Origin of the sequence: Limnohabitans sp. 63ED37-2, from assembly GCF_001412535.1 — a bacterium.
Lineage (GTDB): Bacteria > Pseudomonadota > Gammaproteobacteria > Burkholderiales > Burkholderiaceae_C > Limnohabitans_A.
The window spans coordinates 3,125,592-3,139,925 of sequence record NZ_CP011774.1 but is presented as its reverse complement, the minus strand read 5'-3'; the positions used below and the strand labels follow the sequence as shown (position 1 = coordinate 3,139,925).

13 protein-coding genes are annotated in these 14,334 nt (G+C 58.1%); 12 read left to right on the top strand and 1 reads right to left on the bottom strand.

Annotated features, from left to right (window positions below; genetic code table 11):
* The first annotated feature begins 55 nt into the window (after positions 1-55).
* The 3 genes from minC to minE are packed head-to-tail and all read left to right on the top strand — an operon-like array spanning position 56 to position 1,936.
* Positions 56-820 (top strand): septum site-determining protein MinC, encoded by a 765-nt coding sequence (minC, locus tag L63ED372_RS14930; RefSeq protein ID WP_062407081.1) that lies wholly within the window; start codon positions 56-58, stop codon positions 818-820.
* Between the two features lie 36 nt (positions 821-856).
* On the top strand, positions 857-1,672 hold the full coding sequence (minD, locus tag L63ED372_RS14925) for a septum site-determining protein MinD (RefSeq protein WP_062407079.1): 816 nt from the start codon (positions 857-859) through the stop codon (positions 1,670-1,672).
* Positions 1,673-1,675: 3 nt separating this feature from the next.
* Positions 1,676-1,936, top strand: a complete 261-nt coding sequence (gene minE, locus L63ED372_RS14920) for a cell division topological specificity factor MinE (RefSeq protein ID WP_062407077.1) — start codon at positions 1,676-1,678, stop codon at positions 1,934-1,936.
* 96 nt (positions 1,937-2,032) lie between these two features.
* On the opposite strand, the gene L63ED372_RS14915 is transcribed toward minE, so the two are convergent.
* On the bottom strand, positions 2,033-5,569 hold the full coding sequence (locus L63ED372_RS14915; RefSeq protein WP_062407074.1) for an indolepyruvate ferredoxin oxidoreductase family protein: 3,537 nt from the start codon (positions 5,567-5,569) through the stop codon (positions 2,033-2,035).
* Between the two features lie 119 nt (positions 5,570-5,688).
* On the opposite strand from L63ED372_RS14915, the gene L63ED372_RS14910 reads away from it, so the two are divergent.
* The 9 genes from L63ED372_RS14910 to L63ED372_RS14870 all read left to right on the top strand — a co-directional run bounded on the left by L63ED372_RS14910 (position 5,689) and on the right by L63ED372_RS14870 (position 14,330).
* Complete coding sequence (locus L63ED372_RS14910; RefSeq protein WP_062407072.1) at positions 5,689-6,156, top strand: Lrp/AsnC family transcriptional regulator; 468 nt, start codon at positions 5,689-5,691, stop codon at positions 6,154-6,156.
* A gap of 118 nt (positions 6,157-6,274) precedes the next feature.
* On the top strand, positions 6,275-8,245 hold the full coding sequence (gene mnmG / locus L63ED372_RS14905; protein ID WP_062407070.1) for a tRNA uridine-5-carboxymethylaminomethyl(34) synthesis enzyme MnmG: 1,971 nt from the start codon (positions 6,275-6,277) through the stop codon (positions 8,243-8,245).
* Positions 8,242-8,889, top strand: coding sequence for a 16S rRNA (guanine(527)-N(7))-methyltransferase RsmG (gene rsmG / locus L63ED372_RS14900; RefSeq protein ID WP_062407069.1), 648 nt, complete (start codon positions 8,242-8,244; stop codon positions 8,887-8,889). The genes mnmG and rsmG overlap by 4 nt, the downstream gene beginning before the upstream one ends.
* Positions 8,890-8,979: 90 nt before the next feature.
* Positions 8,980-9,594: a LysE family transporter gene (locus L63ED372_RS14895; RefSeq protein WP_062407066.1), complete on the top strand. Its 615-nt coding sequence runs from the start codon at positions 8,980-8,982 to the stop codon at positions 9,592-9,594.
* A 42-nt stretch (positions 9,595-9,636) separates the two neighbouring features.
* Positions 9,637-10,254 carry a LysE family translocator gene (locus L63ED372_RS14890; RefSeq protein WP_062407064.1) on the top strand — a complete coding sequence of 206 codons (618 nt, stop codon included), beginning with the start codon at positions 9,637-9,639 and terminating at the stop codon, positions 10,252-10,254.
* Between the two features lie 15 nt (positions 10,255-10,269).
* Positions 10,270-11,040, top strand: coding sequence for a ParA family protein (locus L63ED372_RS14885; RefSeq protein ID WP_062407062.1), 771 nt, complete (start codon positions 10,270-10,272; stop codon positions 11,038-11,040).
* Positions 11,041-11,177: 137 nt separating this feature from the next.
* Positions 11,178-11,654, top strand: coding sequence for an RBBP9/YdeN family alpha/beta hydrolase (locus tag L63ED372_RS14880; RefSeq protein WP_231624624.1), 477 nt, complete (start codon positions 11,178-11,180; stop codon positions 11,652-11,654).
* Positions 11,655-11,656: 2 nt separating this feature from the next.
* Positions 11,657-12,574 (top strand): ParB/RepB/Spo0J family partition protein, encoded by a 918-nt coding sequence (locus L63ED372_RS14875; RefSeq protein WP_062407060.1) that lies wholly within the window; start codon positions 11,657-11,659, stop codon positions 12,572-12,574.
* A gap of 37 nt (positions 12,575-12,611) precedes the next feature.
* Positions 12,612-14,330: a hybrid sensor histidine kinase/response regulator gene (locus L63ED372_RS14870; RefSeq protein WP_156343642.1), complete on the top strand. Its 1,719-nt coding sequence runs from the start codon at positions 12,612-12,614 to the stop codon at positions 14,328-14,330.
* The last annotated feature ends 4 nt before the right edge of the window (positions 14,331-14,334 follow it).

Sequence of the window (14,334 nt, the reverse complement as noted above, 5' to 3'; positions counted from 1 at the left end):
AACAAAAAACAAGTGCACTGTTAAGATTTAGCTTTTCTCCCCCACTGATGGCAATATGTCAATCGCTTCAGAAAACCCGCACAACCCTTGTTTTGAAATCAAAAGTGCCGATTTGTCATTGGTTGCTTTGTTGCTCAAAACCACCGATGTGGCCGAGGTTTCGCGGGCTTTGAAGCATCAGTTGGCTGAAAGTCCAGGTTTCTTCGACCAAGATCCTGTGGTGATCGACATCAGTGCTTTGACCTTGAAGGAAGATGAAACCATCGACTTCAAGGCTTTGATCGCTGCTTTGCAAGAACATGCGTTTGTGCCTTTGGCCATCAAAGGGGCATCTGCGCGACTTTTGGACTTGGCCAAGGGGCATGGCTTGGTGGATGCATCAGATGCCCGCATTCGGCGTTCTATGCCCATTGCTGAGGCTGCACCGATCCAAGCGCCGGTGGCTGAACCCGTTGCACCAGCACTCACGCACTTGAGCGCTATGCGCATTGACAAGCCTTTGCGCTCGGGTCAGCAAATTTATGCTAAAGGGCGTGATCTGATCGTGATGGGCATGGTCAACGCAGGCGCAGAAGTGATTGCTGACGGCCATATCCATGTTTATGGCACATTGCGGGGCAAGGCGATTGCAGGGGCTCGGGGCAATACACAAGCCCAAATTTTTGCCCAGGTGATGGAGCCAGAGTTGATTTCTATCGCTGGGGTGTACCGAACCAGCGAAAATCCGTTACCCAAAGATGTTTTGGGCCAACCGGCCCAGGTTTCTTTGCAATCAGGTCCAGATGGTGACAAATTGCTGATCACCCCTCTGAAGAACTGAGTTTCATTTGTTAATTTTGTCCAAGAAAGTTCATCCATGACAAAAATCGTTGTTGTGACATCTGGTAAGGGTGGCGTGGGCAAAACCACGACCAGCGCCAGTTTCGCCACTGGTTTGGCCCTCAAAGGCTTCAAAACCGCCGTCATTGACTTTGATGTGGGCCTGCGCAATTTGGACCTGATCATGGGCTGTGAGCGCCGTGTGGTGTATGACCTGATCAATGTGATCCAGGGCGAAGCCAATCTGAATCAGGCCTTGATCAAGGACAAGCAGTGCGACAACCTGTTTGTGTTGGCCGCATCTCAAACCCGCGACAAAGATGCTTTGTCGCAAGATGGTGTTGAAAAAGTCTTGGATGACTTGAGAGCCATGGGTTTTGACTACATCGTGTGTGATTCCCCTGCGGGCATCGAAACTGGTGCTTTGATGGCCATGCACTTTGCCGATGAGGCTTTGGTGGTGACCAACCCCGAGGTGTCTTCGGTGCGCGATTCTGACCGCATCTTGGGCATGTTGGGCAGCAAGACCAAACGTGCGATTGAAGGCCTCGAGCCGATCAAGGAGCATTTGCTGATCACCCGCTACAACCCGGCTCGGGTGGAAGAGGGTCAAATGCTGTCTCTGCAGGACATTCAGGACATCTTGCGCATCAAATTGTTGGGGGTCATTCCTGAAAGCGAATCGGTGCTGCAAGCTTCTAACCAAGGCACACCAGCGATTCATATGAATTCCAGCGATGTGTCAGAAGCCTACAAAGACGTCATTGCCCGCTTTTTGGGTGAAGAAAAGCCCATGCGCTTCACCGAAGCGGAAAAGGCCGGTTTCTTCAAGCGCCTGTTCGGAGGCAAATAAACCATGTCCTTTCTTTCCTTCCTCTTGGGCGAAAAGAAGCAGACGGCCAGTGTGGCCAAAGAGCGCCTGCAAATCATCCTGGCACATGAGCGCAGTGGCCGCAATGCCGCTGAGCCCGATTATTTGCCCGATCTGCAGCGTGAATTGGTAGCTGTGATCAGCAAGTACATCAAGATCAATGTTCAAGACATCAAAGTCAACTTGGAGCGCCAGGACAACCTGGAAGTGCTCGAAGTCAAAATCGAATTGCCCGATTCGCGCTGAGCGCTGGCTTGGCGGTGCTGGCAGTTTGCTTTCATTGCCGCTCGATGTTTGACCTACAAACCCATTGCTTCTTCACGAAGCAATGGGTTTTGTTTTTTAGGCAGCGCTCAGTGAGGCCCACAAAGAACGTGCGGCCCGGATGTTGCGTTCTTTGACGTGACCGTAGCCCTTGATGTTTTCAGGCACCTGGGCTACAGCTACGGCATGCGCATGGGTTTCTGAACTCAATGAGCCCAGCACACGGTCAATGTGTTGCATGTACTCGCGGATCAGTGCGCGTTCGGTTTGGCGCTCTTCGGTTTTGCCAAAGTAGTCCAATTTGGTGCCGCGCAGACCTTTGAGTTTGGCCAAGACTTTGAAGCCCGTCAGCATGATGGGGCCGAACTTTTTCTTGACCAATTCGCCTTGGCTGTTGCGCTTAGACCAAATTGGCGGGGCCAGGTGGTAATGGACTTTGAAGTCACCTTCAAAACTGTTTTGAATGCGCTCCATAAAACCCGTTTGGGTGTGCAAACGGGCTACTTCGTATTCGTCCTTGTAGGCCATCAAACGATACAGCTGTCTAGCCACGGTTTCGCTTAACAGTGTTTTGCCCAATGGCGCTTCTGTGGCCCGAACTTTATCGACGATGCCTTGGTAGAGCAGGGCATACGCTTGGTCTTGGTAGTCGGTTAGACGCGTCATGCGGTCGGTGATCAAGTCTTCCAGCGACTCGCGTTTTTTGAACTGGATGACTTGTGAAGGCTGAATGGCTTTCATCAAGGCGTCGAGCTGGTGGGCTGCGTAACGACCCCACTCAAAAGCGGCGAGGTTGTTTTTGACCTGTACATCGTTGAGTTCGATGGCACGCACCAAAGATTCGCGGTGCAGAGGCACCCAACCTTTTTGCCAAGCGTAGCCGAGGATCATCGGGTTCACATAAATCGTGTCGCCCATGAGTTGTTTGGCCAAAGCATCGGCGTCAAATGCGCCCACACCTTCCACGCCGACTTGTGCGGTGATTTCGGCCACGCATTGCTCGGCCGGGTTTTGCCAGTTGCTGTTTTTTACAAAGGCGGCAGTGGGGGTGCTGTTGCTGTTCAAGGCCACATGGGTGCGGCCTGCACGCATGCGCAAAGTGGTTTCTTTGGACGCGCTGACGATCGGGTCACAACCGATGATCAAGTCGGCAGCGGCCATGCTCACACGGGTGGTTCGGATTTCGTCTTGGTGGTTGGCCAGCAAGATGTGGCTCCAGGTGGCGCCACCTTTTTGTGCCAGGCCTGCTGAGTCTTGCGTGACGATGCCTTTGCCTTCCATGTGCGCCGCCATGCCTAACACCTGACCGATGGTGATGACACCTGTGCCGCCCACACCGGCCACCACCATCCCCCAAGGCTCGTGGATGGTGGGCAGGGCAGGTTCTGGCAATGTGCCCAGGCTGGCTGGGTTGATGCTGGTGGTAGAGGCTGTGGCTTTCTTTTTGAACGTGCCACCTTCCACAGTGACAAAGCTGGGGCAAAAGCCTTTGAGGCAGCTGGTGTCCTTGTTACAGGTGCTTTGGTTGATGGTGCGCTTGCGGCCCAAAGGGGTTTCGAGCGGTTCAACCGACAAGCAGTTGGACTGCACACCACAGTCGCCACAGCCTTCGCACACTTCTTCGTTGATCATCACGCGAACGGCCGGGTCGACCATGGTGCCGCGCTTGCGGCGGCGGCGTTTTTCGGTGGCGCAGGTTTGGTCGTAAATGATGACGGTGGTGCCTTTGATTTCGCGCATTTCGCGTTGGATGCGATCGAGTTCGTCGCGGTGGAACACACGCACGCCATCCACCAAAGCTACGCCTTCGTATTTTTCTGGCTCGTCGGTCACGACCACAATGCGCTGAGCGCCTTCGGCCTTCATGCTCATGGCGATTTGCACCACGCTGTGGCCTTCAGACCGCTCACCCACGGGCTGGCCGCCGGTCATGGCCACCGCATCGTTGTACAAAATCTTGTAGGTGATGTTCACACCCGAGGCCACGCTTTGGCGCACGGCCAAGATGCCACTGTGGAAATAAGTGCCGTCACCGATGTTGGCAAAAATGTGCTGGTCGGTGCAGAAGGGTTGTTGCCCCGTCCATGGCACGCCTTCGCCACCCATTTGGGTGAAGCCCGTGGTGCTGCGGTCCATCCAGAGGCTCATGAAGTGGCAGCCAATGCCCGCCATGGCGCGTGAGCCTTCGGGCACCTTGGTGGAGGTGTTGTGTGGGCAGCCGGAGCAGAACCAAGGCGTGCGCTCGGCAGCCGCACCCAGGGTCAGGGTTTGCAAGGATTTTTCTTTGGCGTCCAGCACGGCCAGGTGGGCGTCGATTCGGGCAGTTGTGTCGGCATCAACGCCCAGCTTTTTCAGGCGTTTGGCAATGGCCCTTGCAATCAAGGTAGGGGTGAGGTCGGCATTGGCCCGCAGCAAGGTGCGTTGAGTTGGATTGGGCGTTGACCATTCTCCACCCGCTGTATCGCCCTCGGTCTCGTCGAATTTGCCCACGATGGTGGGACGCACATCGTCGCGCCAGTTGTAGAGTTCTTCTTTGAGTTGGTATTCGATGACCTGGCGTTTTTCTTCGACCACCAAAATCTCGCGCAGCCCGGTAGCAAATTCGCGGGTGGTTTGTGCCTCGAGTGGCCAGACCACACCCACCTTGTGCAACCGAATGCCCAAGCGTTGGCAGGTGGCGTCGTCCAGCCCCAGATCCAGCAGGGCCTGGCGCGTGTCGTTGTAGGCTTTGCCGCTGGCGATCAGGCCAAAGCGGTCATTCGGTCCCTGGATGACGTTGTGGTTGAGCTTGTTGGCGCGGATGTAGGCGAGAGCCGCGTACCATTTGTAATCAAACAAACGCGCTTCTTGTTCCAGCGCGGTGTCGGGCCAGCGGATGTGCACGCCGCCGGGCGGCATCACAAACTCGGGTAACACGATCTGCACGCGCTCGGGGTCGATCTGCGCGGTGGCACTGGACTCGACGATTTCTTGGATCGTCTTCATGCCGGACCAGATGCCTGCAAAGCGGCTCAGGGCCAGGGCGTGCAAGCCTTGGTCCAGAATGTCTTGCACGCTGGCCGGGAAGAAAACGGGCAAGCCGCAGGCCTTGAAGATGTGGTCGCTCTGGTGCGCTGCGGTGGAGCTTTTGGCCACATGGTCGTCGCCCGCCACCGCCAGCACGCCGCCCCAAGGGGTGGTGCCCGCCATGTTGGCGTGCTTGAACACGTCCGAGCAGCGGTCCACGCCGGGGCCTTTGCCGTACCAGATGCCGAAGACACCGTCGAATTTGTTGGTGCCGGGCGGTGCAAAGCCCAGTTGCTGTGTGCCCCATAAAGCGGTGGCGGCCAGCTCTTCGTTGACGCCGGGCTGGAACACGATGTGCTGGGCCTTGAGGTGGTCCTTGGCTTTCCACAGTGACTGGTCGTAGCTGCCCAAGGGCGAGCCCCGGTAACCGCTGATGAAGCCTGCGGTGTTTTTGCCCTGCAAGGCGTCACGTTGGCGTTGCAGCATGGGCAGTTTGACCAGCGCCTGCACGCCGCTCATGAAAGCGCGGCCCATATCGAGGCTGTATTTGTCGTCCAGCGTTACCGTCTCTAAAGCCTGGCGGATCGATTCGGGCAAGGGGGCGTTCATGGTCTGTCCTGCTTCTGAAATGGAATGCACAGTGTAGGACGCTGCTCGGGACAAGTGCTTGCTTTCGGCGACAGGATTTGCCCTATGATTTGAAAGAATCTTGCTCAAACAGGTGATTTATGGAAACGTTGGACAAATTTGATTGGGCGATATTGAATGAATTGCAAAAAGACGGTCGCCTGACCAATGCCGAATTGGCACAGCGCGTGGGCTTGTCGGCCGCACCTTGCTGGCGACGCGTGCGGGCGCTGGAGGAGTCGGGCGTCATCCAAGGTTACCGGGCCGAAATCAACCGCCAAAAGGTCGGCCTGGATGTACTGGCTTTTGTGCGGCTGGATGCAGAGCGCAACCGAGGTGACATCACGCGCCAACTGGAAGAGGCGATCCTCAAAATCCCCGAGGTGGTGTCTTGCCACTACATCAGCGGCACCGGCACCTTTGAGCTGCAGGTGGTCAGCAAAGACCTGAACACCTTCAGCCAGTTTGCCCGCGATGTGCTGATCAACTTGCCCAATGTGAAAGACTTGCACACCAGTTTTTCATTGGGCGAAGTCAAAGCGGCAGGGGCCTTGCCTCTCAAGTCTTGAGGCCATGGGCAAGCGCTACCCCTGCCTGTAAAATAAGCAGCTTCAGCCGACCCCGTGGCAGGGCGGCCCACGGCGCAGGCGGTGCCCATTTTTGGCCTTCACACAAGGCGGATTTTTCATGCTTTACCCTCAAGAATTCGATGTGATCGTGGTCGGTGGTGGCCATGCCGGTACCGAAGCGGCGCTCGCGTCAGCCCGCATGGGTTGTAAAACGCTTTTGCTCAGCCACAACATCGAGACGCTGGGGCAGATGAGCTGCAACCCCAGCATTGGCGGCATTGGCAAGGGCCACTTGGTCAAAGAAGTCGATGCTTTGGGTGGTGCCATGGCGCTGGCCACCGACGAGGGCGGCATCCAGTTCCGCATCTTGAACAGCTCCAAAGGTCCGGCCGTGCGAGCGACCCGCGCCCAGGCCGACCGCATTTTGTACAAAGCCGCTATCCGCCGGATGCTGGAGAACCAGCCCAACCTGTGGCTGTTCCAGCAAGCCGTGGACGATCTGATGGTGGAGGGCGACCGGGTGGTGGGGGCGGTCACACAAGTGGGCATTCGTTTCCGTTCGCGCACCGTGGTGCTGACGGCCGGCACATTCCTGGACGGCAAGATCCATGTGGGTTTGCAAAACTATGCGGCGGGCAGGGCAGGTGATCCGCCAGCCGTCAGCCTGTCGGCGCGTCTGAAAGAACTCAAGTTGCCGCAAGGCCGCTTGAAGACCGGCACACCGCCACGCCTGGACGGCCGCACCATTGATTTTTCCAAGTGCTTGGAACAACCCGGCGATGGCGTGCCCGGCGGCATGAACCCCGAGGGTGGGGTGCCAGTGTTCAGCTTCATGGGCAACGCAGATATGCACCCGCAGCAAGTGCCGTGCTGGATCACTCACACCAACGAGCGCACCCACGACATCATCCGCTCCGGCTTTGACCGCAGCCCCATGTTCACCGGCAAGATCGAGGGCGTGGGCCCGCGCTATTGCCCGAGCGTCGAAGACAAGATCAACCGCTTTGCCGATAAGGACAGCCACCAGATTTTTCTGGAACCCGAAGGCCTGACCACCCACGAGTATTACCCCAACGGCATCTCGACCAGCTTGCCGTTTGACATTCAGTACGACCTGGTGCGCTCGATGAAGGGGCTGGAAAACTGCCATATCCTCAGGCCAGGCTACGCCATCGAATACGACTACTTTGACCCCCGTTCGCTGAAGAACAGCTTTGAGACGCGTCAGATCAACGGCCTGTTCTTTGCTGGGCAGATCAACGGCACCACCGGTTACGAAGAGGCAGCGGCCCAGGGTTTGTTTGCGGGCATCAACGCCGCGCTGCAATGCCGAGGCGAAGCAGCCTGGACGCCTGCACGCGATCAGGCCTATTTGGGCGTGCTGGTGGACGACTTGGTGACCCAGGGCGTGACCGAGCCCTACCGCATGTTCACCAGCCGAGCGGAGTTCCGGTTGCAGCTGCGCGAAGACAATGCCGATGCCCGCCTCACCGAAGTAGGTCGCCAAATGGGTTTGGTGGACGACGCCCGTTGGGACGTGTTCAGCCGCAAACGCGATGCTGTTTCACGTGAAACAGAACGCCTCAAATCCACCTGGGTGAACCCGCGCAACCTGCCAGCGGCAGAGTCCGAGCGTGTGTTGGGCAAAGCCATTGAGCACGAGCACAACCTGTTCGATTTGTTGCGCAGACCCAATGTGAACTATCCCGCTTTGATGACGCTGGACGGCGGGCGCATGGCCAGCACTGATGTTTCACGTGAAACGTTGGGCGACTTAAGCCCTTCGGTGATTGAGCAGGTTGAGATTGCGGCCAAGTATTCCGGCTACATCGACCGCCAAAAAGGGGAGGTGGAGCGTGCCGCGTTTTATGAGCATCTGCGCCTGCCCGAGAGTCTGGATTACATGCAGGTGTCGGCCTTGTCGATCGAGGCACGCCAAAAGCTGGCCAAGCACCGCCCCGAAACCCTGGGTCAGGCTTCTCGCATTTCGGGCATCACGCCCGCCAGCGTGTCCTTGCTCTTGATTCACCTGAAGAAGGGTGGCTTCAAAGGTTTCATGCAAGCTGCTGAGGAAGGCGTGCAGGCATGAGCGTGAATTTGGAGGCGGGCCTGCGCTCGGGTGCACAAGCCTTGGGCTTGGTTTTGACGGATGCGCAAATCCAGCACTTGTTGGACTATGCGGCGCTGATCCAGAAATGGAACAAGGTCTACAACCTGACGGCGCTGCGCGATCCGGCGGACATGCTCACGCACCACCTGTTGGACAGCCTGACCGCCATCGCCCCCTTGCGCCGACACACCCAGGGCCAGCCCATCCAGGTGTTGGATGTGGGCTCAGGCGGCGGTTTGCCTGGGGTGGTCTTGGCTATTTGTATGCCCGAGTTGAATGTGAGCTGCGTGGACACGGTAGCCAAGAAGGCCGCCTTTGTTCAGCAGGTGGCTGTGAGCCTGAAGTTGCCCAACTTGCGGGGTTTGCATGCGCGGGTCGAGTCCCTGACCGATCCGTACCAGGTCATTTGTTCCCGCGCCTTTGCTTCTTTGCCTGACTTTGTGACCTGGTCCCGTTCGGCACTGGCCGAGGGTGGGGTGTGGATGGCCATGAAGGGCAAACACCCTCAGGGAGAAATCGACGCATTGCCTGCCGACGTGAAGGTGTTTCACGTGGAACCATTGGCGGTGCCGGGCCTGGACGTGGAGCGCTGCATGGTTTGGATGAAGGCCAAAACAGACTGAGTCAGTTGGTGTTTCACGTGGAACACATCCAATGTTCAGGCCGCGGGAAAGCATCACGTACACTCACCGCATCCCCCTGAAAGTGCATTCATGTTTGGTATCTCGGATTACGGCGCATTCGCTGCGGCCTTTGTCCTCCTTTTGTTCTTGCCCGGCCCCGGTAACTTGGCCCTGATCAGCTCGGCCAGCAAAGGGGGAATGGCGGGCGGATTGGCCTCGGTTTTGGGCTTGCTTTTGGGCGATCAGATTTTGTTGTGGCTCACGGTGGCCGGTGTGGATGCGGTGCTCAAATCCAATCCACCTTTGTTCATCACTCTGCAGTGGGCGGGAGCGGCTTATCTGGTTTGGCTGGGTGGCAAGATGCTGTTGTCCAAACCCGGGCAGGGCCCTGGTTTACAAATCACGCCCGGGTATTATTTTCGGGAAACATTGCTCATCACCTTGCTCAACCCCAAGGCGATCATGTTTTATCTGGCGTTTTTTCCGCAGTTCATTGATCCGGTCCATCACCAAGGGTGGGTGACTTTTGGGGTGATGGCGGGGACAATTGTTGTACTGGGTTTTGCGTACTGTTTTGGCGTAGTTTGGGTCACCCACCACATGGCCGAGCGCATCCGTGCAAATCCCAAGTGGACGTCATGGTTGCAAAAGTTGGCAGGTGTGTGCTTGATTGGTTTTGGACTCAGGATGGTGGTGGCCAAATAAGGCGCCCCGGACCGTCTCACTTATTGGTAAAGAGCCTCTTTCATGTTTTTCGGCATTTCGGATTACGGTGCATTTGTAGCCGCCATTGTGGTGTTTCTGGCCATTCCCGGGCCGGGTAACCTGGCCCTCATCACGTCCACCAGCAAGGGCGGCATGGCTGGCGGGCTCATGGCCACATTGGGGGTGATTGCGGGTGATCAGATGCTGATGTGGCTGGCCGTGGCGGGTGTGGCGGCGGTGTTGACCACGTACCCGGCGGCCTTTGTGGCCATCCAATGGCTGGGTGCGGTGTACTTGGCCTGGTTGGGTTGGAAAATGTTGGTGGCCAAACCCGGCGATGCGCCCGTTTTGAATATTCGGCCCCGTCAGTATTTTCAGCAGGCCTTGGCCATCACTTTGCTCAACCCCAAGGCGATTGTTTTCTACATGGCATTTTTTCCGCTGTTCGTTGATCCGCAAACCCATCTGGGTTTGATCAGCTTTGCGGTCATGGCGGCCACCATCGCCGCTTTGACCTTTTTGTACGGTTTGGGCATGACCTTGTTGACGCACCACTTGGCCGAGCGCATGCGGGCCAACCCCAAGGTGGGGCGGGTGCTTGAAAAGGTGGCGGGTATTTTTCTTGTGGGCTTTGGCATCAAACTGGCCATTTCCAAATAAAAGCGGGAGCACGACATGGCCAAAATTTTCTGCGTTGCCAACCAAAAGGGTGGGGTGGGCAAAACCACCACCACGGTGAACCTGGCCGCGGGTTTGGCCAAACTGGGCCAGCGTGTGTTGTTGGTCGATCTGGACCCGCAGGGCAACGCCACCATGGGCTCGGGCATCGACAAACGCCAGCTGGAGCTGAGCGTGTACGACGTCTTGCTGGAGTCGGCCACCGTGAACGAGGCGGCGGTGCTGGCCGAAAAGTGTGGCTACCGGGTGCTGAGCGCCAACCGCGAACTCGCCGGTGCCGAGGTGGAGTTGGTGCAACTCGAGCACCGTGACCAGCGCCTCAAAAATGCGCTGGCAGCGGTCGATGCCGACTACGATTTTGTGCTCATCGATTGCCCGCCGTCCTTGTCCATGTTGACCTTGAATGGCCTGTGTTCGGCCCATGGCGTGATCGTGCCCATGCAGTGTGAGTACTTTGCGCTCGAAGGCCTGACCGACCTGGTCAACACCATCAAGCAGGTGCATGCCAACCTGAACAAAGACCTGAAAATCATTGGTTTGCTGCGCGTCATGTTCGACCCCCGCATCACGCTGCAGATGCAGGTCAGTGAACAACTCAAGTCGCACTTTGGCGACAAGGTGTTCGACACCGTGATCCCGCGCAATGTGCGCCTGGCCGAAGCGCCCAGTTATGGCTTGCCCGGCGTGGTGTTTGACCCGCACGCCAAGGGCAGCCAAGCGTATGTCGACTTCGCGGCCGAAATGATCAAACGGGCCCCCACGCTTTGAACCTGAACAACACGCTCACGACCGATCCCTCCAGCGCAGTCCAGTCTGATGGGCGCGGTAGGGACACGGCCGTGGACCAAGACCTGACGGTGCTGCTCTTGCCCGGCTGGCAAGGCAGTGGCCCCGATCACTGGCAAATGCGCTGGGCCAAGGTGCACGGTTTCAGTGTGGTGGAGCAAAACGACTGGATGCGGCCACGCCGGGGCGACTGGCTGGCGCGTTTGGACGAGGTGGTCATTGACGCCCCGGGGCCTGTGGTGCTGGTGGCACACAGCTTGGGCTGCATTTTGGTTTCTGCTTGGGCTGCCTTTTCGCGGCACACCGCCAAGGTGCGGGCGGCCTTGTTGGTGGCACCGGGCGACGTGGAAGCGCCCGCCATGCAAGAAATGTTGCCGGGCTGGTTGCCCATTGAACAACAGCCGCTGCCTTTTCGCAGCATGGTGGTGGGCAGTGACAACGACCCGTATTGCAGCGCCGAGCGTGCGCAGCAACTGGCCCGCGACTGGTCTGCCCGCTGGCACAGCTTGGGCGCGGCCGGGCACATCAACGCCGATTCATCGCTGGGCGATTGGCCGGGCGGCCACGCGCTTTTGCACACTCTTTTGAAGGATTGAACATGGTCACCAAAAAACCCAAAGGCCTGGGCCGCGGACTGGAGGCCTTGTTGGGCCCCAAAGTGGAAGAGGCGCCCGACACGGCTTCTTATGCCGAAAGCGGCTTGCCCAGCCAGCTCAAGCTTGACCAGATGGTTGCGGGCATGTACCAGCCGCGCACGCGCATGGACGAGGGCGCTTTGTACGAACTGGCCGAGTCCATCAAAGCGCAGGGCATCATGCAGCCGATTTTGGTGCGGCAGTTGCACGACGGCCCCAATGCAGGGAAATACGAGATCATTGCGGGCGAGCGGCGGTTTCGTGCCTCGCGCCTGGCGGGCCTGGACGCCGTCCCTGTTTTGGTGCGTGATGTGCCCAACGAGGCGGCAGCCGCCATGGCCCTCATTGAGAACATCCAGCGCGAAGACCTCAACCCGCTGGAAGAAGCCCAAGGCCTGCAACGCTTGATCAAAGAGTTTGGGCTCACTCACGAAACGGCGGCCCAAGCCGTTGGCCGCTCGCGCAGCGCGGCCAGCAACCTGCTGCGTTTGCTGAACCTGGCCGACCCGGTGCAGTCCATGCTGATGGCGGGAGACCTCGACATGGGCCACGCACGCGCTTTGCTGTCCTTGGACAGGGCGGCCCAAATCACCGCCGCCAACCAAATTGCGGCCAAGAAGCTGTCGGTGCGCGAGGCCGAGAGTCTGGCCAAAAAGCTGGGGGCCGAGTTCAACCTGGTCACCCAAAAGCCCAAAAAGGAAAAGTCCCGCGACATCCGCCGGGTGGAAGAAGAGCTGTCGGACCTGCTGATGGCCGAGGTCGAAGTGCGTGTGAAAAAGCGCGTCAAGCGTTTGGGCAAGATGGAAGAGATGGGGGAGTTGTCGATCCAGTTTGGCTCGCTCGACGAACTCAACGGCCTGATTGACAAATTGCGCGGGTAAAACGGTGCCGCACCTCGCGCAAAAACTGTCCCGAGCCATGTGGCGAAGCCTGTTTCGCCCGGATGGCTTTTTGCGCCAGGAAATGCTCACGATCTATTTGATCTTGGTGAGCGTCACGACCTTCTTGGGTTATCTGTTCACGCCGATGCAGGCGGTGTCACAGGCCAATTTGGTGGTGTCGGTGTTGGCGGTGTGTCTTTTTGCCGTGGTCCGCATCCGGGCCATTTTCAGCCACCTGGTGCACGCCGTGACGGGGCTGACCATGTTGCTGACGGTGTACACGGCCATGCACACGGGCGGCATCAACTCAACGGCCGTGGTTTGGCTCAACGTGCTGTCGGTGCCGGTTTTGTTGATGTTGGGACGTGGGGCCACCCTGGTCTGGATCGCCATCATGCTGCTGGCCATTTGGAGCTTGACCCTGATGACGTGGCTGGGTGTGGTGAGCAGCCATGTCGACGTGTCGTCTTCGGTGGTGACCTGGGCTTATCTGAACCACGTGTTTGCCTTGTTGAACCTGATGATGGGGGTGCGCATTTATGAGCACCTGCACAAAGTGCAGTTGCGCAAACTCAACCAGCGCAACGACGAGCTCAAGGCCACGCATGAGGCGCTGATTCTGGCGCAGGCGCACAAGGACGAATTTGTGGCCGCTGTGGGCCACGAGCTGCGCACGCCCATGAATGTGATTTTGGGCTTCAACGGCGTGTTGCGCCGGGAGTTGGCCGAGGAGCCCGAGCCCTTGGCGGTGGTTGGGCACATCCGCCGCTCCACCGAGCATTTGCTGCAGGTCGTGAATGACATCCTGGATTTTTCGCAGCTGCAGGCCGGAAAGTTGCGCCTGAACCGCGTGGACTTTGCCTTGCAGACCCTGCAAGACGATCTGCAACACCGCCACTTCACAAAAGCCCAAAGCAAGGGCTTGGCCTTGTGTTTTGAGCGCAGCGCCGAATTGCCCGACCGGGTGCATGGCGACCCCAACCGTTTGCTGCAAATCCTGAACAACCTGGTGGACAACGGCATCAAGTTCACACACCAGGGTTCGGTGACCGTGCGCATGATGGCCCAAGGCGAGCGATTGCGATTTGAGGTGCAAGATTCTGGACGGGGCATTCCCCGTGAACGGCAGGCCCACATTTTTCGGCGCTTTGAACATGCCGATGTGCAAACCAACCGGGCCTATGGTGGCACGGGTCTGGGTTTGACGCTGTGCGAAAAACTGGTGACGCTGCATGGCGGCCAGATTGGGGTGGACAGCCAAGAAGGCCGAGGCGCACTGTTCTGGTTTGAGATCCCCCTGGAGGCGGCGCAAAGCGTTGATCCGCTCGAGGACTTGATCGACGACAACCTCAGCGATGAGCCCTTGAGCATCTTGGTGGTGGACGACAACAACGTCAACCTGATGGTGGCCCAATTGCAATTGCAAAAATGCTGGCCCAGGGCGCAAATCACCACGGTGGACAGCGGCGCCAAAGCGCTCAGCCTGATCGATCAGCAGTTGTTCGATGTGGCGCTCATTGACATGGTCATGCCCGAGATGGACGGCATGCAGGTCACACGCCAAATCCGCCAGCAATTTCCGGCCATTGCAGCCCGCATGCCGATCTTGGCGCTCACCGCCAACACCAATCCGGTGGACCGCGAACGTTGCCTGGCTGCGGGCATGAACGATGTGCTGCACAAACCGATGGAGATGGCCATGCTGATGCGCACGGTGGGCCATCACATTGCTTTGGCAAGAAGGGGCCGATCGTGAAACC

Excerpts from the sequence above, each read along its gene's own strand:
- minC (WP_062407081.1), top strand. The coding sequence starts at position 56 with ATGTCAATCGCTTCAGAAAACCCGCACAACCCTTGTTTTGAAATCAAA.
- minD (WP_062407079.1), top strand. The coding sequence starts at position 857 with ATGACAAAAATCGTTGTTGTGACATCTGGTAAGGGTGGCGTGGGCAAA.
- minE (WP_062407077.1), top strand. The coding sequence starts at position 1,676 with ATGTCCTTTCTTTCCTTCCTCTTGGGCGAAAAGAAGCAGACGGCCAGT.
- L63ED372_RS14915 (WP_062407074.1), bottom strand. The coding sequence starts at position 5,569 with ATGAACGCCCCCTTGCCCGAATCGATCCGCCAGGCTTTAGAGACGGTA.
- L63ED372_RS14910 (WP_062407072.1), top strand. The coding sequence starts at position 5,689 with ATGGAAACGTTGGACAAATTTGATTGGGCGATATTGAATGAATTGCAA.
- mnmG (WP_062407070.1), top strand. The coding sequence starts at position 6,275 with ATGCTTTACCCTCAAGAATTCGATGTGATCGTGGTCGGTGGTGGCCAT.
- rsmG (WP_062407069.1), top strand. The coding sequence starts at position 8,242 with ATGAGCGTGAATTTGGAGGCGGGCCTGCGCTCGGGTGCACAAGCCTTG.
- L63ED372_RS14895 (WP_062407066.1), top strand. The coding sequence starts at position 8,980 with ATGTTTGGTATCTCGGATTACGGCGCATTCGCTGCGGCCTTTGTCCTC.
- L63ED372_RS14890 (WP_062407064.1), top strand. The coding sequence starts at position 9,637 with ATGTTTTTCGGCATTTCGGATTACGGTGCATTTGTAGCCGCCATTGTG.
- L63ED372_RS14885 (WP_062407062.1), top strand. The coding sequence starts at position 10,270 with ATGGCCAAAATTTTCTGCGTTGCCAACCAAAAGGGTGGGGTGGGCAAA.
- L63ED372_RS14880 (WP_231624624.1), top strand. The coding sequence starts at position 11,178 with ATGCGCTGGGCCAAGGTGCACGGTTTCAGTGTGGTGGAGCAAAACGAC.
- L63ED372_RS14875 (WP_062407060.1), top strand. The coding sequence starts at position 11,657 with ATGGTCACCAAAAAACCCAAAGGCCTGGGCCGCGGACTGGAGGCCTTG.
- L63ED372_RS14870 (WP_156343642.1), top strand. The coding sequence starts at position 12,612 with ATGTGGCGAAGCCTGTTTCGCCCGGATGGCTTTTTGCGCCAGGAAATG.